This is a genomic window from Asanoa sp. NPDC049475, assembly GCF_040676915.1.
Lineage (GTDB): Bacteria > Actinomycetota > Actinomycetes > Mycobacteriales > Micromonosporaceae > Asanoa.
In genome coordinates, this window is record NZ_JBFAPY010000005.1 from 483,719 (window position 1) to 507,727 (window position 24,009).

The 24,009-nt window shown below is 70.9% G+C and carries 19 protein-coding genes; 6 read left to right on the forward strand and 13 right to left on the reverse strand.

The window, feature by feature from the left end:
• Positions 1-141: 141 nt before the first annotated feature.
• Entirely contained in the window at positions 142-285 is a 144-nt protein-coding gene (locus tag AB0J88_RS22195) for a hypothetical protein (protein ID WP_364360872.1), read from the reverse strand.
• A gap of 137 nt (positions 286-422) precedes the next feature.
• Between AB0J88_RS22195 and AB0J88_RS22200 the strand changes: the two genes are divergently transcribed.
• A complete protein-coding gene (locus tag AB0J88_RS22200) occupies positions 423-3,098 on the forward strand; it encodes a BTAD domain-containing putative transcriptional regulator (RefSeq protein WP_364360870.1) in 2,676 nt (891 codons plus the stop codon).
• A 42-nt stretch (positions 3,099-3,140) separates the two neighbouring features.
• Here the strand turns inward: AB0J88_RS22200 and AB0J88_RS22205 are convergent, their stop codons facing one another.
• The 4 genes from AB0J88_RS22205 to AB0J88_RS22220 form a co-directional block, all read right to left on the reverse strand.
• Entirely contained in the window at positions 3,141-4,214 is a 1,074-nt protein-coding gene (locus tag AB0J88_RS22205; RefSeq protein ID WP_364360868.1) for a glycoside hydrolase family 19 protein, read from the reverse strand.
• Between the two features lie 139 nt (positions 4,215-4,353).
• The gene (locus tag AB0J88_RS22210) at positions 4,354-4,806 is read right to left on the reverse strand and encodes an STAS domain-containing protein (protein WP_364360866.1); all 453 of its coding nucleotides are present in this window, start codon (positions 4,804-4,806) and stop codon (positions 4,354-4,356) included.
• Between the two features lie 76 nt (positions 4,807-4,882).
• Complete coding sequence (locus AB0J88_RS22215) at positions 4,883-6,823, reverse strand: SpoIIE family protein phosphatase (protein ID WP_364360864.1); 1,941 nt, start codon at positions 6,821-6,823, stop codon at positions 4,883-4,885.
• Positions 6,824-6,884: 61 nt separating this feature from the next.
• Complete coding sequence (locus AB0J88_RS22220) at positions 6,885-7,256, reverse strand: STAS domain-containing protein (protein WP_364360862.1); 372 nt, start codon at positions 7,254-7,256, stop codon at positions 6,885-6,887.
• A gap of 216 nt (positions 7,257-7,472) precedes the next feature.
• On the opposite strand from AB0J88_RS22220, the gene AB0J88_RS22225 reads away from it, so the two are divergent.
• Positions 7,473-7,637 carry a hypothetical protein gene (locus tag AB0J88_RS22225; protein ID WP_364360860.1) on the forward strand — a complete coding sequence of 55 codons (165 nt, stop codon included), beginning with the start codon at positions 7,473-7,475 and terminating at the stop codon, positions 7,635-7,637.
• A 244-nt stretch (positions 7,638-7,881) separates the two neighbouring features.
• On the opposite strand, the gene AB0J88_RS22230 is transcribed toward AB0J88_RS22225, so the two are convergent.
• Positions 7,882-8,523 (reverse strand): methyltransferase domain-containing protein, encoded by a 642-nt coding sequence (locus AB0J88_RS22230; RefSeq protein WP_364360858.1) that lies wholly within the window; start codon positions 8,521-8,523, stop codon positions 7,882-7,884.
• A gap of 129 nt (positions 8,524-8,652) precedes the next feature.
• On the opposite strand from AB0J88_RS22230, the gene AB0J88_RS22235 reads away from it, so the two are divergent.
• Genes AB0J88_RS22235 through AB0J88_RS22245 form a run of 3 tightly spaced genes read left to right on the forward strand, consistent with a single transcriptional unit; the run spans position 8,653 to position 12,222 of the window.
• Positions 8,653-9,819, forward strand: a complete 1,167-nt coding sequence (locus tag AB0J88_RS22235; protein WP_364360856.1) for a histidine kinase — start codon at positions 8,653-8,655, stop codon at positions 9,817-9,819.
• Positions 9,816-10,469: a response regulator transcription factor gene (locus AB0J88_RS22240; protein WP_364360854.1), complete on the forward strand. Its 654-nt coding sequence runs from the start codon at positions 9,816-9,818 to the stop codon at positions 10,467-10,469. Before AB0J88_RS22235 ends, AB0J88_RS22240 begins: the two co-directional genes overlap by 4 nt.
• Before the next feature lie 49 nt (positions 10,470-10,518).
• Positions 10,519-12,222, forward strand: coding sequence for a methyltransferase (locus AB0J88_RS22245; RefSeq protein WP_364360852.1), 1,704 nt, complete (start codon positions 10,519-10,521; stop codon positions 12,220-12,222).
• Here the strand turns inward: AB0J88_RS22245 and AB0J88_RS22250 are convergent.
• Genes AB0J88_RS22250 through AB0J88_RS22265 form a run of 4 tightly spaced genes read right to left on the reverse strand, consistent with a single transcriptional unit; the run spans position 12,206 to position 18,007 of the window.
• Positions 12,206-12,997 (reverse strand): alpha/beta hydrolase, encoded by a 792-nt coding sequence (locus AB0J88_RS22250; protein ID WP_364360960.1) that lies wholly within the window; start codon positions 12,995-12,997, stop codon positions 12,206-12,208. The two genes, AB0J88_RS22245 and AB0J88_RS22250, sit on opposite strands and share 17 nt — an antisense overlap.
• Entirely contained in the window at positions 12,997-13,587 is a 591-nt protein-coding gene (locus tag AB0J88_RS22255; RefSeq protein WP_364360850.1) for a class I SAM-dependent methyltransferase, read from the reverse strand. Before AB0J88_RS22255 ends, AB0J88_RS22250 begins: the two co-directional genes overlap by 1 nt.
• Positions 13,584-14,720: a DUF3419 family protein gene (locus AB0J88_RS22260; RefSeq protein ID WP_364360848.1), complete on the reverse strand. Its 1,137-nt coding sequence runs from the start codon at positions 14,718-14,720 to the stop codon at positions 13,584-13,586. Before AB0J88_RS22260 ends, AB0J88_RS22255 begins: the two co-directional genes overlap by 4 nt.
• Entirely contained in the window at positions 14,708-18,007 is a 3,300-nt protein-coding gene (locus tag AB0J88_RS22265; RefSeq protein WP_364360846.1) for an AMP-binding protein, read from the reverse strand. Before AB0J88_RS22265 ends, AB0J88_RS22260 begins: the two co-directional genes overlap by 13 nt.
• Before the next feature lie 137 nt (positions 18,008-18,144).
• Here AB0J88_RS22265 and AB0J88_RS22270 point away from each other — a divergent pair, with 137 nt between their 5' ends.
• A complete protein-coding gene (locus AB0J88_RS22270; protein ID WP_364360844.1) occupies positions 18,145-18,723 on the forward strand; it encodes a hypothetical protein in 579 nt (192 codons plus the stop codon).
• A 57-nt stretch (positions 18,724-18,780) separates the two neighbouring features.
• Here the strand turns inward: AB0J88_RS22270 and AB0J88_RS22275 are convergent, their stop codons facing one another.
• From AB0J88_RS22275 to AB0J88_RS22285, 3 genes are read right to left on the reverse strand one after another with little or no spacing between them, the layout of a single operon-like run.
• The gene (locus tag AB0J88_RS22275; protein ID WP_364360842.1) at positions 18,781-21,084 is read right to left on the reverse strand and encodes a beta-L-arabinofuranosidase domain-containing protein; all 2,304 of its coding nucleotides are present in this window, start codon (positions 21,082-21,084) and stop codon (positions 18,781-18,783) included.
• An 11-nt stretch (positions 21,085-21,095) separates the two neighbouring features.
• On the reverse strand, positions 21,096-22,598 hold the full coding sequence (locus tag AB0J88_RS22280) for a non-reducing end alpha-L-arabinofuranosidase family hydrolase (RefSeq protein WP_364360840.1): 1,503 nt from the start codon (positions 22,596-22,598) through the stop codon (positions 21,096-21,098).
• A gap of 10 nt (positions 22,599-22,608) precedes the next feature.
• The gene (locus AB0J88_RS22285) at positions 22,609-24,003 is read right to left on the reverse strand and encodes an endo-1,4-beta-xylanase (protein ID WP_364360958.1); all 1,395 of its coding nucleotides are present in this window, start codon (positions 24,001-24,003) and stop codon (positions 22,609-22,611) included.
• Between the last annotated feature and the right edge of the window lie 6 nt (positions 24,004-24,009).

A 24,009-nucleotide genomic window follows, 5' to 3' on the forward strand; every position in this document is an offset into this window, starting at 1 on the left:
ACCGAAAAGCGTAACCCAGTGTTAACCGAAGTGGCGTCTGAAAGGCCAACGTGGTGGCTGGCATCACAAGGAAGGTGTCCACGCCCACAGTGGACAGCCGGTCCCCGGGACGGTCGTCGACCCTCCCGGGACGCTGGTCAACTAGCAGCACTCGATCGAGTGGCCGCCCGAACTTCCCCCGAGCGTGCTCGCGGCGGCGGGTGCGGCCGCTATCGCGATCATCGCGGCGCCGCCCACGATGACGATCGCGATTCGCCGAGCCAGGTTCGTGCGGAAGCGTGCCATTGACATCTCCTCACCCCCGTGGGTCAGCCGCGCCGACCCCGTTGGCCGACCACCCTGCCAACCGTGCGTGGAGGGACCGTGGAAGCCGCATCGACACGGTACGATCGAGCGTCCAGTGCTCGTGGGGGGAGCCGTGATTGAGCGGTCTGCGCATCGCCGTGCTCGGACCGTTGCGGATCGAGCGCGACGACATCGGCGTTCCTCTCGGACCACAGCTCACCGCGCTGACCTCGACGCTCCTGCTGGAGCCGGGCGGTGCGATCCCGGCTCGGCGCCTGATCGATCTGTTGTGGACCGGCGCGCCGCCGGACGGCGCGGGCGCCACCCTCCGCAGCCACGTCTCTCATCTGCGCAGGGCACTCGGGCCCGACCTGCTCGTGACGGTGGGTCGCGGCGCGAGCCTCGGCTACCGCCTCGACGTCGACCCTGACGCCGTCGACTCGCACCGCTTCGTGTCGGCCTTTGCGCAGGCGCAGCGGGCCGACGACGCCGCGCGCTCCCTGGCGCTCCTCGACGAGGCGCTCGCGCTCTGGCGCGGTCCCGCGTACGCCGACATCGCCCATCAGCCCTTCGCCCTGCCCCAGATCGCCCGGTTGCAGGGCCTGCGCCAGGCCGCCCGGCGCGATCGTGCCGAGGCGCTGTCCGCGCTCGGCCGGCACGACGAGGCGGCGCGGGAGCTGCGGTCGCTGCTCGGCGAGGACCCGTTCGACGAGGCCCTGCGCCGCCTCCTGGTGGTCGCCCTCTACGCGCGACGAAAGGTCGCCGAAGCCGCCGAGGTCTGCCGGGAGGGGCTCGAACTGCTCCACCACCACGGCATCGACTCGCCGGAGCTCCACGACCTGCAACGGTTGGTGCTGCGGCGCGAGCTGTCGAGCGACCCCGAGACCGAGGCGCCGCGACAACTTCCCGCCGATCCGCCGGTGCTCGTCGGGCGCGACGACGTCCTCCGCGCGGCGGTGGCGCACCTGCGCACGCCGCGCCGCGGACCGACCGTCCTGCTCGTGACCGGCCCCGCCGGAGTCGGCAAGACGAGCGTCGCCGTGCGCCTGGGCCACGAGGTCGCGGACGACTTTCCGGACGGCGCGCTCTACGCGGACCTGTGCCCTGCCGGCGCACCCGCCCCGCCCGCCACGGTGTTGCACGGTTTCCTCGACGCCCTCGGCGTCGCACCGAACCGGATCCCCGACGACCTGTCGGCCCGCGCGGCGAAGTACCGCAGCAGGCTCGGTCGGCGGCGGATGCTCGTCCTGCTCGACAACGCCCGTGACGCCGCGCAGGTCCACGACCTGATCCCGGGATCCGCCGGCTGCGCCGTCGTGGTGACAAGCCGCAACAAGCTGCCCGGTCTGGTCTCGAGCGTCGGCGCACGGCCGTTCCCGTTGGAGCTGCTGCCACCGGAGTCCGCCCGCGAGCTGTTCACCGCGCGGGCCGGCCGGCCCGCGAAAGCGGGAGACGAGGCGGCGCTCACGAGGATCGTCGAGCGTTGTGCGGGCCTGCCGTTGGCACTCGCCATCGTCGCCGCCCACGCCGCCACCCGACCGCACCTCGCCTTGTCGGCTCTGGCAGCCCAGCTCGCCGGAGTCCACAATGGTCTCGCGGCCGACCTTCGAGCGGTGTTCTCGTGGTCCTACCTGGCGCTCGCCGAGCGGGACCGCCAGATGTTCCGCGTGCTGGGGCTCTTTCCGGGCGTGACGATCGGCACACCGGCCGCCGCCAGTCTGGCCGGCACGACCGAGGTGTCCGCCGGCGCGGCACTGGCGTCCCTCGCGGAGTCCAACATGGTCACCGAGCTGCCGGGCGGCCGCTTCGCCACGCACGACCTTCTTCGCGCCTACGCCCTCGAGCTCGCGGCACGGGACGGGGACGCGCCCGTCCGCCGGCTCGTCGACCACTGTCTGCACCTGGCCGAGGCCGCCGACCGGCTGCTGTGGCCGCATCGTCACCGCAGAGGCACGCCGACCGTGGTCGCGGCGTTCGACGACCAGGAACAGGCGACGGCCTGGCTGACGGTCGAGCAGCCCGTGCTGCTGGCCCTGCTGGACGCTCCGACGACCGATGACGTCGCGATCGCCGCGCTCGCCCGGGCGATGACGACCTTCCTCTACCGGTCGCTGCAACCGGGCGTCGTGCTCTCCGTGGCCACGGCGGCGTTGCGGGCCACCGAGCGCGCCGGTGACCGGTGGGGACAGGCGGACGCCCTGCGCGAGCGCGGCCTCGCGCTGATCCTGCTCGACCGGCATGCCGAAGCGGCCGACACCCTGGACACGGCTCTTCGCCGGTTTCGCGACCTCGACGACCACGTCGGCATGGCCGACACCCACCTCACGCTCGGCTGGCTGGCGGACCAGCAGGCGCGCCTGGGCGACGGCCTGCACCACGACCGCGAGGCGCTGGCCCTGTTCGTGCGGGCCGGCGACGTCGCGGGCCAGGCACGCGCCCTCAACGCGGTCGGCTGGGACCACGCACGGTTGGGCAACCACGCCGAGGCGCTGCGGCACTGCCGTCGGGCCGTGCGGCTGCACCAGGAGCGCGACGACTCGTCGGGCGCGGCGCGGGCCTACGACAGCATCGGGTACGCGCTCCACCACCTCGGCCACTATTCCGAGGCGCTGGACAACCTCCGGTGCGCATTGGCGATCCACCGCGCGGACGGCGACCTCTTCCCGGTCGCGGAGACGCTGACCCACCTGGGCGACACGCTGCACGCCAGCGGATCGACCGGTGAGGCCCGCGCCGCCTGGGAAGAGGCACAAGGCATCCTGGGTCACTCCGCGGCGATCGAGATCCGGGAGCGGCTGAGTCGCACGCGCTGAAGCCCGGGAGCGTCACCGTGCGACGCCCCCGGGCGACAAGGCTCAGCAGTACAGGTTGTTCCCGGCGGGGACGCCGAGGATGCCGACGAACTGCTGGTAGCGGGTGACGCGGCTCTGCACCTGGGCGGGGTTGCCGCCGTTGCACTCGATCGAGCCGTTGATGCTGCGGATCGTCTGGCCGAACCCGGCACCGGTGACCATGGCGTTGTGCGCGGTCATCGTGCCGGGGCCGTTCTGGGTCATCCAGTACCAGATGCCGGTCTTCCAGGCGACCGCCGCGTCGGTCTGGACCAGCCAGGGGTTGGTCAGCAGCGGCAGCCCGAGCGCGTTGCCGGCCGCGTTGTAGTTGAAGTTCCAGCTGAGCTGGATCGGCCCCCGGCCGTAGTAGGCGGCCTGGCCGGCGGGGCACCCGTACGGCTGGTTCGGGTCGCAGTAGTGGGGGTAGTTCGCGGTGTTCTGCTCGACGATGTAGACGAGCCCGCCGGTCTCGTGGTGCACGTTGGCGAGGAAGGCCGCGGCCTCCTGGCGCTGGACGGTGGTGCTGCCGGTCCTGGCGAACGCGGGGTACGCGCTGAGCGCCGCGACCAGCCCGGAGTAGGTGTAGAACGAGTTCCGGCCCGGGAACATCTGGTTGAACTGGGACTCGCTGACCACGAAGCCGCCCGTCGGTGGTGGGTCGGTCGGGTTGCCGCCACCCCCGCAGGTGTAGGGATCCCAGTACCAGGTGCTGATGATCGGGTCGTAGCCTGGGTTGTCGTGCTCGGCGATGTAGTAGAGGCCGTTGGTGTAGCGGACGATCGCGCCGGTCGCGTAGAAGGTGCCGGCCGCCCAGTTCGGGTAGTTGCAGGTGCCACCGGGGGTGCCGCCACCGCCGTCACAGGGGCCGAGGTCCTGCCAGACGCCGGTGGTGCCGGGCGGGGCCTCGCCCTGCGTCCACCACTTCGCCTGGTAGTTTCGACCGTTGCGGGAGGCCTGGTTGCCTCCCCAGTAGACGGTCGACGCCTGCCAGGCCGCCGAACAGGCGGCGGCCGACGCCGCGGTGGCGGGGATGATCGCGACCACTCCGCCGCTGACGGCCACGGCCAGAGCGACGAGAAGGGCACGCAGTCTCGACATGCGATCACTCCTTTCTGGAGGATGCCCCTGCGAGCGGGACAGGGGCCATGGATCGATGCCCGTGACTGTAGCACCTTCTGTTCGTAAACTTTACTAATAGTTCGTGCGCGGCAGGTGCGGAAGCCGGATCGGTCGAAGCTCAGACCGGGGGCGGTTGTTCGAGCCGGCGCCGGGTGCCGGCAGGCACCCGCAGGGTCGGCGGGTGTGGCTCGGGCCGGGGGAACGCGACAACGGATGCGCCCGCGTCGTCGCCGGTCAGCAGTGCGAACGTGCCGGTCGCTTGGAGGACCCGCCGGATGACGCCGCGCGCGCCGGTGACGAGCAACCGGCGTCCCTCGTTGGCCGCGACCCAGAACCCGCCGACCAGCACGCTGACGGCGCGGGCGTCGAGGAAGGTGGCCGCGGTCAGGTCGACGACGACGGTCGATGTGGGCGTGGCCAGCGCGGCAGTGACGGACGCCAGCAAAGCGGTCTCCGCTTCGACGTCCGCGTCGCCGGTGACCGTGACGACGCCGTCGTCAGTGCAGGCGATCTCGACGGTCGAGGTCCGCCAGACCTGCGGACGCGATGACCCCTCGGGCAGCGAAGCCATGGTCAACTCCAGCTGGAACGTCCACTGTCAAGACCGCGACCATCCTAACCAGCCCACCGTCGATCGGCTCAGCCGTTCACTCGTCGGGGTCGGTCGTGAGGTGGGGAAGCCGCACGGCGTCCATGATCATGTGGGCGGTGCTGCCGGGCGGGGCGTACAGGCGCAGGCTGGCCCTGTTCGTGGTGCTCATGGTGGTCAGCCGGTGTAGTGCGGCGACGCCGACGCTGGCCAGGAGCGTGACTCCGGTGAGGTCCACGGTGAGGTTCCGGGTGCCGGAAGCGGTCGCCGTGATGAGATGGGTCTCGAATGCGGGGGCCGATTCGCGGTCGACGGGTCCATCGACGCGGATGCGCGATTCGCCGGCCCATGGCTGGTCGAACATCAGGAACGGGTCGGCTGCGCTCTGGCGGTGCGTCGGGCGGGAGATCAGTTGGTCGTCGGTCAGCAGCCGCGCGGGCCTGGAGAGCCGATGGCGCACGGTGGCGCGGGTTCCGTGCTCGTCGTGGTCGATCACGACGGTGTCCGCCAGGTTCGCGGCCAGCGTCAGACCGAGGCCGCGCCCCGACGAGGGCCTGGGGTCGCGCCACCGGCCGTGGTCGCGCACCCTGGTGGTGACGCGTCCGTCGTCGTGCAGCGTGGCACTGATGGCGACGTGCGGCGGGTCGGCCGTGTCGGCGTAGGCGTGCTCGAGGGCGTTCGCGGCCAGCTCGTTGACGGCGTGCTGCAGGACCAGGACATCCTCCTTGGACGCCCCTGCGGCGGTGAGCCACGAGGCGAGCTCCCGCCGCACGTAGGACAGCACTCTCGGTGTGCGGCCGATCGTCAGCGCGAAGTCCGGCTGTGGGTCGACCATCCGCGCGGCCAGCAGGGTTATGTCGTCCGCATGCCCGGTCGTCCGGGTGAGCAGCTCCAGCGTCTGGGTGCAGACCCGCTCCGCGGCCGTTCCGGAATCCCCGCGCAACGCCCGATCGGCTGCCACGTTGGTGGCTACCTGGGCGAGCTCGACGGTGGCCTGTGCCACCGTCCGGCCCGGACGTTCGAGAATGCCGTCGGTGTAGAGCACGAGCATGTCGCCGGGCTCGAGCCGGTCGCGGCGGATCGCTACGGTGTCGTCCGGGACGACGCCCAACGGTTTGGCGCCGGAGGACGGCAGGAATCGGCCGTCCCCACCGCGCGGCAGGACCAGCGGCGGAGGATGCCCGGCGGTGCAGTAGGCGAGCTCCCCGCTGGCAGGATCGAGGACGGCCACGCACACCGTCGCGGCGAGCGCGCCGGGCACGCGGGCCGCCATGCGGTCGGTGGCCGCCACGGCGGCGACGAGGTCACCGGTGGCCGTGAGGCGTTCCTGGATGAGGATGCGCAGCTGCCCCATCACCGCCGACGCGGTCACGCCGTGTCCCACCACGTCGCCGGCGACCAGCCCGAGCCGGCCGTCGGACAGCGGCATGGCATCGAACCAGTCCCCACCGGCGGCGGTGTGGACGTCGGCGAGCAGGTAGCTCGCGGCCACCTCCACCCGCGGCAACACCGGCACGCCGGAGGGCAGCAGCGCGACCTGAAGGGCGTGGATGACGTCGCGGGCCTCCGCGTAACGCTGCTCCGCCTCGGCCGCGCGTCGTGCGGCGGCCCGCCGCGCGTGCACCTGCTCGGTCTGATCGACCACGTCGACGATCAGACCGGCCACCGTGCCACCGAAATAGCGCTGCCGCCGCACGTTCAGGTCGAGGAAGATCTCGACGCGGTCGGGTCGGTCGATCTGCACCCGCAGGTCCTTCAGGAACGCCGGCTCGCCGGTGGCGCGCACGCGTTCGAGAATGTCGAACACGTGCTGCCCGAGGACTTCGGGAAAAACCTCACGGATCGGAACGCCGATCAGTTCGGAGCGGCCGGTGTACGCACGGTAGGAGGCCGTGGCGGCGACGACGGTCAGCTCCGGGCCGGCCAGGGCGACCACTATCGGCTGCTGGGCGTCGAAGACGTTACGCACGACCTCCGCGTCGCCGACCATTCGCGACATCGGATCACCATCGGGCATCTCATCAGCCTCCCCGACGAACCTAGCCACATTGTGCTGCTGGCTACCCCGCTTTCCGCTGCGGGTTGCCGCGCGCCACACTCCCGTGCTCGAGAACGTCGGGCTCCGTCGTGAGCAAGGTCAGGACGCCCATGACCTCGAGCATCCGGCGCACGACCGGCTGGACGTTCGTGACGACCAACGACACACCACGTTCGTCGGCGCGGTGCCGGCCGGAGAGCAGCACCCGGATGCCGGTGGAGTCGAGGAACGGCACGCCGGCGAGATCGACGACCACCGCGCGCACCCCGGGCCGCGCGACCCCGTCCTGGAGCGCGTCGTCCAGCTGGCAGGCGTTGTCCATGTCCACCTCGCCGGCGACGGCGACGGTCAGCGCGTTCTCGTCCAGATACCGCTCGACGAAAAGATCGAGCATATCGTGCCATCCGCTGGTCATGACGAAACTGCCGATCATGGGAGGCTGAGCCGATTGCTAGCGATGGAGTGTGGCCCGACCACGCCGCTGCCGCCATCGACCGGTACGGCATCAGTGGGGGTCCACTCGTCCTAGCTTCGGTGCCGCCCCCGGGGCCGGTGATTTCTCTCCGCGGTTTGGGTATGTCCACCATCGCCGGAAAGGCGGTGGTCCGTGATGTGGAAGCTCTACCCGTTCGTCGCGGCGGCGACCGCCGTCCTGCTCGCGATGGCCGTCGGAGACAAGGTAGGCCGCGACGGGGCGTGGATGTTCGTCGTCGTGCCGATGCTGGCGGTGGTCGCGGTCGCGCTGACGGTCCGCCGCATCCGCCGCGGCACGTGAGGATGGCCAGCGAGGAGCTGTGGGCTGACCTCGTCCAGGCGGAGCAGGAGCTTCGCTCCGCCCGGGCGAGGTTCCTCGCGGACGACCCGGTCGAGGTCCTGCGCCAGAAGCTGACCATGTCCGCTCCGACCCCACCCGACCGCGACCTGGCACTGCGGTTGCTCCACCAGTACGGGGGCACCCGACCTGAGATCGTCGAGGCGCTGGTCCCGGAGCTGTTCGAGTGGTCGCTGGGCCTGGACTCCTATCGGTCGCAGTGGATGCGCGAGGTAGGCACACACGGTGTGGACCACGTCGACGGCACGGTCGGGCGGCGGCAGGTGTACGTCAGTGCCGGCGGGAGGTTGCGCCACACCGAGGCGCTGGCGATCACCTCGTCGAACGTGCCGTGCAGGAGGCGGCGGAGGCCGCGGGCGCCGGCCAGCGGCAGCGCGTGCAGGTAGGCGAACGTCGCGAACCCGGCCCCGGGGGCCAGCACCTGGGCCACCGCTGTCAGGGTCCGCTGCTGCGCGGCGGCCGGGAACAGTGACCACGGCAGGCCGCTGACCACCGCGTCGACCCGGTCCACGCCCCGTTGCCGGAGGATGGCCCGCAGGTCCGCGGCGTCGCCCACGACGACCTCGAGATCCGGTCGTCGGGCGCGCAGCCGGGCCGCCAGGGCCGGGTCGATCTCGATCGCCAGGTGACGGGAGCCAGGCAGCAGCCGCCGGCCGATCGCGTCGCTGACCGTCCCGGTGCCGGCTCCTAGCTCCACGACCGTCGAAACGTGCGTGCGGGGGACGATCTCGGCCAGACGGCGACAAAGGTGCGGGGCGCTCGGGGCGATCGCACCGACCGAGCGGGGGTTACGGCTCGCGGCGTCGAGGAAGGCCAGCAGGTCATTCACGCCCACCAGCCTCGGCAGCGCCGGGCGTCGTGACCTCGGCCAGGAAGCCCGCCCCGCCGGCCGTCAGCAGGAGCGGACTCCTGCCGAAGGAGGAGCCGGGCACCCAGGGTGGCGATCTAGGGTCGACCGGTGTCAACCACGTACTGGCTGCGCCTGGTCCCGATCGCCCTGGCCGTGTTCTACCTGCCGTTGGCGGACCAGCCGGGCAACCCGGTCGACGGCTGGGCGTGGCTGATCGGGCTGGGTGCCGGCGCCTTGTTCGCGTTCGGGCGCCGGATTCCGTTGACGATGGTGCTCTGCCTGGCCGTCCTCCTGGCCGTCAGCGACCGGGTCGGCACGCATGCCGACGTGGTGGTCATCCTGGCGACCTTCGCGGCGCTGATCGATCTCGCCATGCACCGGGACCGCCGATGGATCGCGGTCGGCGCGCTCGCCGCCGCTGTCGGACTGTTCGTCAACTTCGTCGACGTGCCGCTGTCGCCGCTCCAACCGCCGTTCTTCTTCGTGCTCACCGGCGTGATCGCCAGCCTGCTCGGCGCACCGGTCCTCCTGGGCCTGCACCTCAAGGCGGCCCGACTCGCCACCGTGCAGGCCCAGCAGCGGGCGCTCGAGATCGAGCGACGACAAGAGTCCGAGAAGGCGATGGTACGAGCCACCGAGCGCACCGCCATCGCCCGTGAGCTGCACGACATCGTGGTCCACCACGTCGCCTCGATCGTGCTGCGGGTCGGCGTGGCCCGGCACCTCGACCCCCACGCCGACCCGGAGACCGCGTCCGCCCTCGACGACGTGCACGCCACCGGCACCGCCGCGCTGGCCGACCTGCGCCGCCTGGTCGCGGTGCTGCGTGACCCGGCGACCCTCGCCGACGACGCCCACGCTCCCTTGCTCGACCCGGCCGACCTGCCCGACCTGCTGCACGAGGCCGTCGCCCGCAGCCGCAACGCCGGCCTGTCCCTCGACGCCGCTGTCGACCCGGCCGTCGCCGGGCTCGACGCCGTGCGCGGGCTCGCGTTGCTGCGGGTGGTCCAGGAAGGGCTGACCAACGTGCTCAAGCACGCCGGCCCCGGCGCGAACGCGACGGTCGCCGTGACCGTGACGGCGGACGGTGCCGTCCGGGTCGACATCGCCGACGACGGCGACCCGCCTCCGCGACACCCCTCGACCGGCGGGCACGGCCTGCTGGGCATGCGCGAGCGCATCCACCTGCTCGGTGGCGACTTCGCGGCCGGACCCGGCCCGTCCGGCTGGCGGGTCCGGGCGACCCTCCCGACCACGGCGGCGGCCCCGGCGTGAGCATCCGGCTCCTGCTCGTCGACGACCAGCGGCTCGTGCGGGCCGGCCTGCGCGCCCTGTGTGCCGCCGAACCCGACATCGAGATCGTCGGCGAGGCGGTCGACGGGCTGGACGCGGTGCGCCTGGCCGAGCGGCTCGTGCCGGACGTCATCCTGATGGACCTGCGCATGCCCCGGATGGACGGGATCGAGGCGACGACCGCGATCCTGCGCGGCCGCCCGCAATCGAGGATCACCGTGTTGACGACGTTCGACGACGACGACCACCTCTACCCGGCCCTGGCCGCCGGCGCGTGCGGCTTCCTGGTCAAGGACGCGACACCTGAGGAACTGCTCGACGGCATCCGCCGCACGGCCCGCGACGAGAACGCGTTCAGCCCGACGGTGCTGCGGCGCCTGGTCACGCAGGCGATGACCAAGCGGACCGAGCCTTCCGCGCCCACCCCCGCGACGCCGCTGACGGCACGCGAGCGCGACGTGCTGCGCCTGCTCGGTGCGGGCATGTCCAATGCGGACATCGGCCAGCGGCTGCACCTCGGCGTCACCACGGTCAAGACCCACGTGGGCAACCTGATGACCAAGACGGGCTACGCCAACCGGGTCCAGCTCGCCGTGTTCGCCGTGCGCGCGGGCCTCATCGAGGAGAGTTGACAGGTCGTCGGATCTATCGCATCGCCCGGCTCGGCGCGAGGATGGTCGCATGAGGCCCGGGGTCGGAACCGTCGAGGAGTCACACGCTGGCCACCTCGAGACCATGCTGGCGTACGTGGACGGGCAGGACCTCAACCGCCAGGAGACGTTCCACGCGTGGGAGGCGGAGCTCCCGCCCGACGCGCGAGCGGCATTCGCCGGGCTCAAGGACTCAGCTGCGATCCGCGCCAGCATCCTCGAGGCGTTTCCCGGCAACACCGTCCACAATGTCAGCGGGATGAACGAGGTCTATGTCTCCAACATGGGCGCGAAGGGCTCCGACCGGGCCTTTCTCCAGCAGCACATCGACGGGCCGTTCGGCCTCCTGCCGTTCGTGACGCTCCTGCGGTGCCTGGTCGTCGTGCGGGGCAACGACCGCGTCACGACGGTCTTCGCGGCGCAGAAGGTCCGGAACACGCTGCGTACGGGCGAGTTCTGCTGGCTCGACTACAACCGCGACATCCACCACATCGTCAAGAGCGGCGACCCCGACGACCTCCTCGACGACAGCCGCATCTGCCTCAAGGTGCACTACGCTGTCGTACCGCGCTGGCTCGGGCCGGTTCGTTCGTTGTTCGCGGGGTGGAACGAGACCTACAACCGGCGTGCGCGGGAGCTGTTCGTCGCGAGCAAGAACCCACAGTCGGCGATCGGCAGGGCCCTCGGCGCCGTCGTCAACGTCGGCACGTTCCTCTATCCGCTGTTCTTCCTGTGCGTCGGCGTGCTGAACCTGCTCGCCCTGCTGCTGCTCTGGGGTGTGACCTCGGGGCATCCGACCGAGCGGGTCTATCTCCTCAGCTTCGTGCACTACTTCCTGTACGTCGTCGCGCACCTCTTCCGGACGGTCGAGCCGGGCAGGTTCGCGCGGGACGCCACGTTGTTCCAGCTGGTGGCGCTCGGCACGCTGTTCTACCAATACGGGCGGGCAGGGCTCGACGTGCCGTCGCTGGCCGTTGCCGGGGTGGGGTTCGGGCTGTCCGGGCTCGCGTTCCTGCGACTGGGGTCCGACCGCACATACTTCGGCGCCGAGTTCGGCGTCGTGCCACCGGGCAGGGTCTCGGGCTTCCCCTACGGCGTCATCCCGCATCCGATGATCGTCGGGAAGCTGGTCGGCTTCGCGGGGCTCGCGCTGCACGCTCCGTTCCGCGCGGCATGGTGGCCCCTGCTGCTCGCGCACGCGGCATGTTACGTCGTCGTCCTGTGCCAGGAGGTCGTGAACCGGCACGTGGACTATCGGTTCGAGGAGACCCACCGGGATTTCGCGCGCTTCCACCAGCGCACGGGCAACGTGGTCGTGCACCTCTTCTCCACGGGCGCCGGCCTGCTCGGCGTCTTCGGCCTCGTCGGCGCCGCGGCGGTCGCCCTCGGCGTGACCCCTGCGGCGGCGGTGGCGTTCCTCGCGGTGCTCTACGCGTTCTTCTGTGCCTACACGACGCCCGACCAGACGGCGGTGGCGTCGATTCTGTACACGGCCGCGGTGTTCGCCGTCTACCTCGGGGTTCCCACGCTCGGCTGGCTCGTCTCCGCGGGGCTGGTCGTGGTCGGATGGGTCGCCCAGGACGTGTCGCACATCGTGTTCCGCGAGCGGACCTATCTGAGCTCGTATCAGCGTGGGCGTGGAGCCGCGGGGCAGTTCGTGCTGCACAGCGTGCTGCTCGTGCCGTTGCTGTGCCGGGCGGCGTTCTTCCGGACGGCGGTCACCCGAGCCGCATGACGGCCGCGCGGAGCTCCATCGGTCGCTCGAACGGGATCGCGTGACCGGTGTCCGCCAGGACGGTCAGCCGTGCGTGGGGAAAGCACCGCGCCAGCACGGTCGACTGGCGCGGGGCCAGCACCCGGTCGTCGGCGCCGACGACGACCTCGACCGGCACGCGCACGGCTCCCAGCCGGCGGTCGGTTCGATGGAACGCCATCGCCACCGCCTGCAGGACGGAGTTGAAGCGCGAGTAGGGCTCGGCTCGCTGGATTCGCCGAAGCGGCGCGAGAAGCTCGCGTGCGTGCTCGCCGTCGTGGACGAGGAGGCGGTCGCACCTCGCCCACACGCTCACGTTCTTCGAGAGGGCCGCCCCGACGGTCAGGGGCAGCGAGCGCACGAACGCCGGTGACCTGCTGTCGCCGCGGGCCGAGCTCGCCGACAGGACCAGACCGCCGACGCGTCCGGGATGCCGCAGCGCCAGGTGCTGCGCGACCATCCCGCCCATCGACTCTCCCACCACGATGGCGGGCACGTCCCCGACGCTGTCGCGCACGACGGCGGCCGCGTCGTCGGCCAGGGTGGCCAGCGTGTACGGCCGCAGCGTGCGCGCCGACCCGCCCGTGCCGCGGTGGTCGACGAGCACGACGCGGAAGGGCAGTGGTCCCACCCGTTCGAGCCAGGGGATCCAGCTGCTCCCGGACCGCCCGTAGCCGGGCAACAGCACCAGCGGCCGAGCGCCTGGATCACCACAGACCTGGTATGACAGCCCGCGGTGGATCCAACGGCGGTCCATCACGCCTTGAACCGCGCGACGACGTGGTAGCGCAGCGGGCCGTGCTCGAGGTCGGTGGCGCCGTGGCGGTGCAGCAGGTCGTCCGGCACGGCCTGGACGTGGAACGCGGCGAGGAACGAGCGCAGCATCCGTCCCGCGAGGTCCGAGAAGTCGACCACCCACAGCTCGCCTCCGGGCGCGAGGTGCCGGCGGGCGTTGTCGATCGCACGGTCCTTGTCGACGACCATCGACAGGCAGTACGACATGAGGATGCGCTGCGGCGGCCCACCCAGGACCGCGCTGATGTCGCCGTCCTCGGCGAAGCCCGGGTCGATCCGCGCCCACGGGCATCGGCGCCGGGCGTGCGCGCGCATGACGTCGCTCGCCTCCAGGCCACCCAGTGCCGCGTCCGGCCGGCGGCGGTGGAGCCGGGCCAGGTTGCGGCCCGTGCCCGGGCCGAGCTCCACCAGGGTCGACCATTCGCTGGTCACCAGGCGGTCGAGCACGCCGTCGCGGCCGAACAGGTAGTACTTCCGGGACGCGTCGTAGACGTGGTGGGTGAGCCGGTAGTACCGGTCGAGGAACGCGCGGTGGTCAGCGTGCGAGGTCATGCGCGCTCGACGACCCGGTAGACGTTGACGCGTCCGTACAGCCGGGTCCGCTCCTGCTCGCTGGCCAGGGTCGAGGTCGGCTCGACGCGCTCGTACACGTCGGAGAGTCCGACGCGGTCGACGACGCACGCGTCTTCCACGCTGCGCGTCAGGACGACCGCGCCCTCGCCGCCGACGCGGGCGATCCGCTGGAGGAGCAGGCGTTGCGCGGGTGCGGGCATCCAGTCGAGGACGTCGCACAGGGAGAAGTGGGACCACCGTCCCGGCGCGCCGTCGGCGAGCAGTCGTTGCAGCGACTCGCGGTGGAAGCCCACCCGGGTCGGCGCCACCAGCGAGTGTTTGTGGCTCTGCTCCCGCAGATAGGGCGGCATCGCGTCGGGGTGGTCATGGTTGAACTCTCCGGTGAGACACACCCAGACGAACCAGTTCGTCTCCAGGTCGGTCTGTGTCAGACGTTCGAAATGCGCGGTGACGACGTCCATCATGGTCGCCGCCCGGCTCGCGCGCAGGTTGCGCCGCCGCTGCTCGAAGTTGACGCCGACGCCGAGCTGGAACAGCGGGGTGTTGACCAGCCCACGCATCGGCCACCAGCGCCGGAGCCCGGCGATGATGGGCGCGAACCGCGCGAGACGCTCGGTGGGCGGGAGTGCTTGGACGGTGCGCAGGAACTCCGCGTCCACGCCCACCTTCCGCCGCAGCCACCGCTGGAAGGTCCCGACGAGGCCCTCCGCGTAGAGGTTGTGCCGGAAGCGGTGGTGGTTCGTGCTCCAGTACCGCGCGACCCACGCCGGCAGGTCGCCCATGAGCGGTCGGAGCGCGCGCTCCGGATCGGGGTGCCGGCCGCGGCCGAGCAGTTCGTAGAACTCGGCGTGCGACGTCATCCGCCTGGCCGCGGCGACCTTGAGGGCGGTCAGGGCCAGGTGGTGCGGGTTGGTGTCGACGGCGTCGATCCGGGCCGGGTGCGCGGCCAGCAGACCCGCCACGCCGCAGCCGGCCCCGCTGACCGCCAGCACGCGCGCACGGGAGTCCAGGTCCAGGACGCGGTTGTCGACCTCCGAGTCCTCGTACAGCAGGGAGAAGGTGAAGAGGTGTTCGAAGGTCGCGCCGAACGCGCGGTCGGCTAGGTCAGGCACCGGCGTAGCTCGTCGCCGAACCGGCTCGTCCACTCGTCGATCTCCCCGCCGGACCACCCCAGATGGCGGGGAGAGTAGTACCAGTCGATGCGCGTCGTGCCTTCGATCACGGAGCATTCGACGTACAGCGGCGGCTGTTTGACACGGCACTCGGGGTCCCACATCTCGCCGAGGTCGCCCTCGCGCAGCGAGAAGAGGCCACTGCGACTCCGGGTCGGCACCTCGCCCTGGAAGTTGAACCAGAGCATCGGGGAGGGTGCGCCGTTCGTGCCGTTCCCCAGGTACGTGAGCGCGTCGAACGACATGCCCGCCGACGGGACCTCCGCGAGTCGTCGGCTGACGGCGGCCAGCGTCTCCGCCGGGCTCTGCGCGGAACTGTCGTCGAACGCGAGCGGGAAGGTGCAGTGCAGGTCGCCGACCGTCCGCGAGACGTCGAGGCCGTGCACCGAGGACTGCCGGCCCGAGCTGGAGAGCTTGACGGCGAGCCGGCCGCAGTCCCATTGGCGCTGGGCGGTCCGCACCAGAGCGGTCAGCAGGGTCGTGGCGACCGGTGCGCGACGGCCGTCCGTGGTGATGGTGCGGAGCGCGCGCGTCTCGTCGGGGCGCAGGTGCTGGCGGGCGCTCGCGAGGTCCTTCATCGTGACGGCCGGATGCCCAGGCGCCGCGTCGAGCTGCTGATGCCAGAAGTCCAGGTCGGCGGTGGCGGCCCCGCGCGCGAAGTCGTTCATCCAGCGGGTGAACGCCTCGAAGGGAGCCGAGCCGCGTCCGATGTGGAGGCGTTCGTCGCGCTCGTCGAGCTGGCAGAGCCGGTCCAGGTCGTCGACCAGGATGCCCAGCGTGGCGGCGTCCATGACGAGGTGGTTGACGGTGATGAACAGGCGTTGCCGGGCGCCGGTCTCCATCAGCAGCAGCCGTATCACCGGGCCGTACTCGACGCTGAGGCGGCGGTGCTGCTCGTCGAGGTCGGGCGCGGGGTCGCTGGTCGTCTCGACGGCGAAGCTGCGCCCGATGTCGCCGTAACGCTGGGTGACGCGGCCGTCGTCCCTGCGGAACCGCAGCCGCAACGCCTCGTGCCGGGCGACCAGTGCGTAGGCGGCGCGGTGCAGCCGCTCCGGGGTGAGCCGGCGGTGCACGTCGAGCATGATCGCCCGGTTCCACCAGTCCCACTGCCCGAGCTGGAGCGCGTGGGCCTGGGCGGGGCTGAGGGGGATCTCGCCCGTGTGCGGCGTGCTCGTCGGCTCGCCGGGTTCGGCGGGCGGCCGCTCGAACTGCCGCACGACGAGGGTCGCCAGGTCCCGCAGGGTCGCGCCGTCGTGGACCTCCGCCGGGGGTACGCGCGCCCCGGTGCGGTCCTCGACGCGGGCGGCGAGGTCCATCATCCCGAGCGAGTCCAGGCCGAGATCGCGGAGGGGCAGGTCCACGGGTACGTCGTCGGGATACTGCAGCAGCGTCGCGATGTCCGCCTGGAGCAGTCGGAGGACGTACTCGTTGCCGCTGCCGTGGACCGCCTCTCTCGGCTCGCGCTTTCCGGTGAGCGGCTGGAGCGACCCGCTGGTCCAGCGGTCCTTGCATTCGCCGCGCTGGAGCTTGCCGCTCGTCGTCTTCGGGAGGGTGTCGGGCCGCAGGAGCAGCACCTCGTGGCACTGCACGCCGCAGTGGGCGGCCACCGCGGCCCGGATCGCGGACGCGGCCCGGTCGAGGGGGACGGGCTCCTTGCCCTGGAGGGCCTTCTTCCTGATCTCGGCCGCCACCACGACTCGCTCGACCCCGTCGACCCGCACGCCGAACGCGACGGCGTTGCCCGGCCGCAGGATCGGATCGGCCGCCACCACGGCCGCTTCGAGGTCCTGCGGATGGATGTTGCGGCCGCCGACGATGATGAGGTCCTTGAGGCGGCCGCAGAGGAACACCTCGCCGTCGTCGCCGACGACACCGAGGTCACCGGTGCGCAGGAATCGCCTGTCGTCGTCGGTCGCGAGCGTCGCGGCGAAGACGGCCGCGTTCTCCTCGTCGGTCCGTCCCCAGTAGCCGGTCGACACGCTGGCGCTGGCGACCCACAGCTCGCCGACGACGTGGGGTGGCTGCTGCTTCCGGGTGGTCGGGTCGACGGCGATGACGGAGACGCCGTGTTCCGCGTCGGGGACGCCGCTGCCGACGAGCGTCACCTCGGGGGCGCGGGGTGTTGGCGGGACGATGACGCCGTCACGGTCGAGCACGGCCCGGTCGCCGCTGAGCAGGGACGGCCGCTCGCCGATCTGGCCGCTGACGAAGAGCACGGCCTCCGCCATTCCGTACACGTTGCAGAACGACGCCGGGTCCAGGCTCGGGAGAGCGGTCTGCACCTTGTCCATCGTGGACGCGAGCATCGGCTCACCGCCCTGGAGCGTGGCCCGCAACGACGACAGGTCGAAGGTGTCGTCGTCGCGCAGCCCGCGCAGCACGTACTCGTAACCGAAGTTGGGTCCTGCGATGTGGGTGCCGCGGTAACGCTCGATCGCCTCGAGCCAGAGCCGAGGCGCGGCGAGGAAGGTGATGGGGGAGAAGGCGACGCAGCGCGCGCCGGTGTACATGGCGTTGAGGATGCCGCCGGCGAGACCCATGTCGTGGAACAAGGGCACCCAACCGACGAGCACGGAATCGCTGTCGACCTTTGTGTTGCGGGCGATGAGCTCGAGGTTGTGCACGAGGTTGCGGTGACGCAGCACGACTCCCTTGGGCGCCGACGTGGATCCGGACGTGTACTGGAGGTAGACGATGTCGTCGGGACCGAATTCGTCCGCCGCCCGGGCGAGCCTCGCCGCGGCTTCCCGGGGGTCGGCGGGCTTGACGCGGCTCGACAGGAGCCAGGAGAGCTTGGGCCAGCGCTCACCACCGCGCAGGCGGTTGGTCACGGCCGTGACGGCGGTGAGTGCCCGGTACCTGGCGTGCGTGAGCGCGACCCGGGCGCCGCAGTCCTGCGCGACGTGCCGGAGCTTCGGAAGCTCCCGGTCGAGATGCCTGGGGTCGGGGCTGGCCACCGGGACCGCGACGGCGCCGAGCAGCACGCACCCGAAGAACCCGGCGACGAAGTCGAGCCCGTCGTCCGGCGGGAAGATCAGCAGGACGCGATCGCCGCGCCCGACCCCGGCCGCCTGGAGCAGGTCGGCGGTCCCGGCTGCCCGCCGCACGACCTCCTCGTAGTCGGCGGCGTCCGCCTCTTTCCCGTGCCGGTCGAGGAAGGTGTAGAGGGGCGCGTGCGGAGCAGCGTCGAGGCGCTCGACCATGGTGCGCAGGAGGGTCGCGGTCATGCGTGACTCCGAGCGAGAGGCGGCGACCGTTGCAGCGTACCCAAACCATGACACGAACGAGTGGTCACCGTCCGCTGCGGTATTTGTCGCACTCGTGCCCCGCTCCTCATAGCAACCCCACTACTGAGGAGTGTCAGATGGGCATCAAGCGACACCTCGCCGTCGGCGCCGGGATTCTGGCGTCCCTGCTGCTCGCGCCGACCGCGGCGCACGCGGCTCCCGCCGGCAGGCACTGCGTCGTCAGCGCCTCGACCGGGGCGGCAATGGTCTGCTACTCGTCGTTCCGGACGGCGATCACCAATGCGACCGGCGGCCGGGTCACCGACGCGCCGCTCGACGCGAAGGCCGCGCTCAACGACGAGAAGTTCGCGAAGAAGGTCGACGACGCCCCGGCCAGGGCGCCGATGGCAGCCGCGGCGAGCAACATCGTGATCAGCATCGAGTACACGGGCGAGGGCTTCGCCGGCAGCTCCCTGACCATCACCGGCACGCACACCTGCGACAACGCCCTGAGCCCGGTCGAGTTCACCATGGCCAGCATGCCGTCGGGCTGGAACGACGACATCGAGTCCTTCCGCGCCTTCGCCAACTGCGCCGCGATGCACTTCCTGCACGTCGGCGCCACCGGACCGTTCAACGACAACGGCTTCTTCTTCTCGCGTACGTCGTTCCCGAGCTGGCTCGACGACGAGGTCAGCTCCATCGCCTGGACCTGACCGACCCGCCCTGACCCGGGTGGGAGGGGGTGCGGCCCACCCGGGCAGGTGGACGGGTCAGTTGGCCACCAGGCGCCAGCGGTTGTCGGGTGTGCCGTTGTCGGAGTCCTGGACCGCCTGGGCGCCCCAGGCGGTCGAGGCGTCTCGGATGCCCAGGAGCTTGCCGCTGTTGACGTTTCGGATCCGGTACGTGCCGTCGCCGTTGCTCAGCAGTTGCCAGCGGTGGTCGGCGGTGCCGTTGTCGGCCCATTGCAGGACGCGGGCGCCGTCCGCCGTCGACATGTTCTCCACACCCAGCACCTTGCCGCTGTTGACGTTGCGGAACCGGACCGCGTCGCCGTCGGTGAGGACGACCCAGTTGTGGTCCGCCGTCCCCGTGTCGCCCCACTGCAGAGCGAGCCCCCCGTCCGCCGTCGACATGTTCTGGATTCCCAACACGAGCCCCGTGCCGGCGTTCACGAGCCGATGGCTCGCCGCGCCGCCGCCGGTGTTCCAGTAGACGACGTAGTTGTAGCCGAACGCGTCGTGGAACGGGCCGAGGTTGACCGTCGAGCCGTTGGCGCTCGCGGTGAACGTGAGCGCGGACGAGCTCGTCCTGGCGACCGACGACACCGTCAACGACGGCGCCGCGCTGACTGTGCTGTTGCCGTAGTTGCCGCACAGCACGACCGGCCCGTACGTGACCGCCGCCAGCCCGGCGTTGTCGTTGGCGGGCACCGTCGTCACCCTCATCGGCAGCCGGACCGTCATCACGTCCCCTGACGCCCACGCCCGGGTGACCGCCGCATAGCTGCCCGGGCTGACGGCGACGTTCTGCGCCACGCCGTTGACACTGATGCTCGCGCCACTGGTCCACGCCGGGATGCGTACCCGAATCGTCCAGGTCCCGCTCATAGACCCGGCCAGCGTGAGCGTCGTCGTGTCGCTCGCGGGATAGCTCGTGGTCTGGGTGACCGTGATCCCGCGCTGCGACCAGGTCAGCACCGACGGGGCGAACAGGTTCACGGTCAGCGTGGTCCCGTTGTAGAAGTAGATCGAGTCCATCAGTTTGGTGTTCGTCTCGATGCCCGAGCCCTGGCAGCACCAGAACGACGAATAGTCGGTGCTCCACGTGCCGCCACCCCAGGCCGGCCCGACCCCCTTGCGCCCACCCGGCCGCAGCGGGGTGAAGTAGGTGACGTGGCCGTGGCTGTCGGCGGGGTTCTGGGCGCCGACCAGGTGGTTGAGCAGGGCGCGCTCGTAGTAGTCGAAGTAGGCGGCCCGCGAAGGATCCAGCAGCCACAGCTCCCGGGTCAACTTCAGCATGTTGTACGTGTTGCAGTGCTCGCAGGTGTCGTTGGCGAGATAGCCGGCGATCGCGTTCGGCGCGCGGAAATGCTCGGCCTGGCTGTTGCCACCGATCGCGTACGTGTGCGCTCCGACCGTGATGTTCCAGGCGTTGGTGGCGATGTCGCGGTAGCGGGTGGTGCCGGTCGCCTTGTACTCGCGCGCCGCGCCGACCCACTTGGGCACCTGGGTGTTGGCGTGCAGCCCGTTCAGCTGGTCCTGGCCCGACGCCAGCGGGTTGAACACGGCGGCGTGGTCGAACCGCTGAGCCGTGGTGAGCCAACGACTGTCGCCGGTCTGCTGGTAGAGGTCGGTCAGCACCGCGTTCATGCCGCCGAACTCGGTGCCGAGCATCGCCTGGAGCTGGCTCGACGAGAGCCGGGCGGTGCGGGTGTCGACCCAGGCCGCCAGCGCCAGCAGCACCGACCGTGCCTGCGTGTTGCCGGCGTAGCGCCAGACGTCGAGCAGGCCGGCCATGGTCTTGTGGACGCAGTAGTACGGCACGTTCCCGTTGGAGAGCGTGCGCGCCTCCAAGGCCGTGAAGTCGGACTCCGGGAACCCGGACAGGTATCCGGCGGCGAACCCGGCCGCGGAGTTGTTGGCCTGGCACCTGGCGAGCTCCGCGACCATGTACGCGGCCTTGTCGCGGCAGGTGGTGTCGCCGAGCACGGCGTACGCCTGCGCCCAGGCCGTGAGGAAGTGCCCCTGCATGTGGCTGCGGAACGGGAAGCTGGGCGCGTCCCAGCCGCCGTTGGCCGCCGCCCCGTTGGTCGAGAGCCGGTGGTTGGCGCGGAAGACGTAGAGCAGGCGGTCGACGTCGACGAAGCGCAGGTAGGTCAGCGTCCGGTTCTGGTTGTCGAGGAGGCGCCCGCTGGTCAGCCGCACCTGCCCGAGGTCGAAGGGGTAGGCGGAGACACCGAGGTCCGCACGGGCCGGCGCCACGACGGCGGCCGCCGCCGGCGGCGCGGTGAGGACCGCGCCGCCGGTGGCCGAGAGGACCGTCGCTTGGAGCAGGCCGCGACGGGTGATGGGCATGGAGACTCCGTTCAGCGCTGCAGGGTCAGCAGACCCGGCCGGTAGGGGAGCAGGCCGTAGTCGCCGCCGGAGTTGGGGGAGCGGCCCTGGTAGAGGAACTGCAGGTTGCAGGTGTCGATGGTCATGGTCTGGTCGGCGTTGCTGCGGATCAGCTCGCCGTGGCTGATGTCGTTGGTCCACGTGGCCCCGCTGTTGGCCTTGCCGGCGAACGGGTTGCTCTCGGACGTGGCCTGCGGGGTCCACGATCCGCCCAGGCTGGTGGCCGTGAAGGAGCGGAAGTAGCGACCCTGCGAGCCGATCGCCTCGACGATCATGAGGTAGCGGGTCTCGCCCTGGAGCTTGTAGACCTGCACGGCCTCGAACAGGTTGTTCGTCGAGTCGGTCATGATCGTCGTGTAGTTCGACCCGAAGCTGCCCGGGAAGTTCCCGATCGGCATGCTGGCGCGGTAGATCCGGCCGTTGTCGCCCGCGAAGAACAGGTACATGTTCGAGCTGTCACCGATGAGCGCCTGGTCGATCGGGCCGGTGCCCGAGTTGGAGATGCTGCCGGTGAAGAGCGTCTGCGCAGCCGACCAGCCGTTCGGGTTGGTGGGGTCGCTGGAGGTCCGGTAGGAGAAGGCGGGACCGCCCCACTGGTACGCGAGCACCCAGATGTTCCTGGGCGCGAAGTAGAACAGCGACGGCGCGACAGTCGAGTTGGACATCGTGTTCTGGGTGGCCGAGCCCATCTCGGACCAGTTCGAGAAGAGGCTGAAGTTCATCGAGCCCCACGAGGTCCCGGTGTTGTGGGTCGTCGCGTAGACCAGGTGCCGGCCGTTGTACGGGGCGTAGGTGAAGTCCTTGAGCGACACCCAACCCGACTTCGGCTGCGCCAGAGCGCCGGTCGACGACCAGCGGTACGTGGACGGAAGCCCGCACGATCCGCCGGGTGGCGGGGTGGTCGGGTTGCCGCCGCCGTCGACGCGGACGAGCTGCCACTGCTGGTTGGCGCCGTTCCAGTCGTCGTACTGGACGATGCTGCCACCGTCAGCGGTCGAGGCGCCCTGCACCTCCACGACCTTGTTGCTGTTCCGGTTGATCAGCCGGACGTAGCCACTGTCGGAGTCGGCCAGCCGGAACTGCTGGTTGGTGCCGTTGTTGTCGGCCCATTGCACGATCGCGCCACCGTTCGCGGTCGACCGGTTGTAGACGTCGAGCACCTTCCCCGACAGCCGCGACCTGAGCCGGTAGTAGCCGCCGCCGGAGTCGACGAACTGCCACTGCTGCTGGTTGCCGTTGTTCCGCGCCCACTGCACGATCCGCGCACCGTCGTTCGTGGCCAGGTTGTAGACGTCCAGCGCCTTGCCGCTGTTGCGGTTGACCAGCACGTACCAGGCGCTCGTGTCGACCGTCGCGGCCGTGGCGGGCGCCGCCACCACGGTCGCGGCGACGGCGCCGACCAGCACCGCCGTCACGCCGGCGGCGAGGACCCGCGGCAGCCACCACCGCCGTCGCACTCCATCTTGGACACTCATCGCGTTCTCCTTATCCGACTCGTACGAGCTGCCACTGCTGGTTCGCGCCGCCCCAGTCGGCGTACTGCACCACGTTGGCGCCGTCGGCCGTCGACGCCCCCTGCACCTCGACCGCCTTGCCGCTGTGCCGACTGACCAGCCGCACGTAGCCGCTGGAGTCGGCCACCCGGAACTGCTGGTTCGTGCCGTTGCCGTCGGCCCACTGCACGATCGCGGCCCCGTCGGCAGTCGAGAAGTTGTAGACGTCGAGCACCTTGCCGGACAGCCGGGACCGGACCCGGTAGTAGCCGCTGCCCGAGTCGACGAACTGCCACTGCTGGTTGTTGCCGTTGTTGCGTGCCCACTGCGTGATCCGGGCGCCGTCGTTGGTCGCCAGGCCGTAGACGTCGAGCGCCTTGCCGCTGTTGCGGTTGACCAGCACGTACCAGGCGGAGGTGTCGACCGGTCCCGACGGGTTGCCGGTGCCCGCGTTGAGGGCGTTGAGCACCGCGTCGTAGGCGGCCTTCTTGTTGCCGTTGCCGTCGAACAGCAGCGGGTTCTGGCCGGTGCGCCAGGAGTCGGTGTCCCGGATGCCCCAGACGGTGATCCCGTTGCAGCGGGTCACGGCCAGACAGGCGCGGGTGACAGCGGCATAGGCGTTGGCCTGGTTGGACCCGGAGATGTCGAGCTCGGTGATCTGCACGTCGACGCCGAGGTCGGCGAAGCGCTGCAGGTTGGCCTGGTAGTCGCTCGGGGCCGAGTTGGTCAGGTGCGACTGGAAGCCGACGCAGTCGATGGGCACGCCGCGGGACTTGAAGTCGCGGACCATGTTGTAGATGCCGGTCGACTTCGCGTTGATGCCGTCGGTGTTGTAGTCGTTGTAGCAGAGCTTGGCGTTCGGGTCGGCGGCGCGGGCCAGGCGGAACGCGACTTCGATCCAGTCGTTGCCGGTGCGCTGGAGGTTGGAGTCACGCCGGCCGCCGCCGCTGCCGTCGGCGAACGCCTCGTTCACCACGTCCCAGGAGTGGATCTTGCCGCGATAGTACGTGGCGACCTGGGTGACGTGGTTGTTCATCGCGTTGCGCAAAGCGCTGCCGGACAGGTTCTGCGCCCAGCCGGGTTGCTGGGCGTGCCACAGCAGGGTGTGGCCGCGTACCGCCATCCCCTGCGAGCGCGCGTGGTTGACGATCCGGTCGGCACTGGCGTAGCTGAAGCTGCCCTGCTGCGGCTCGGTGTAGGACCACTTCATCTCGTTCTCGGGCGTGACGCTGTTGAACTCGCGGTTGAGGATCCCCACGTACGTGCTGTCGCCCAAGCGGCCGGCCGCGATCGCGGCACCGAAGTAGCGGCCCTTCTCGGCGGCGGAGGCGCCGAGCGTGCTCGCGGCCTCGGCGGTCCCCGGAACGCCGATGATCAGCAACGCCATGGCCAG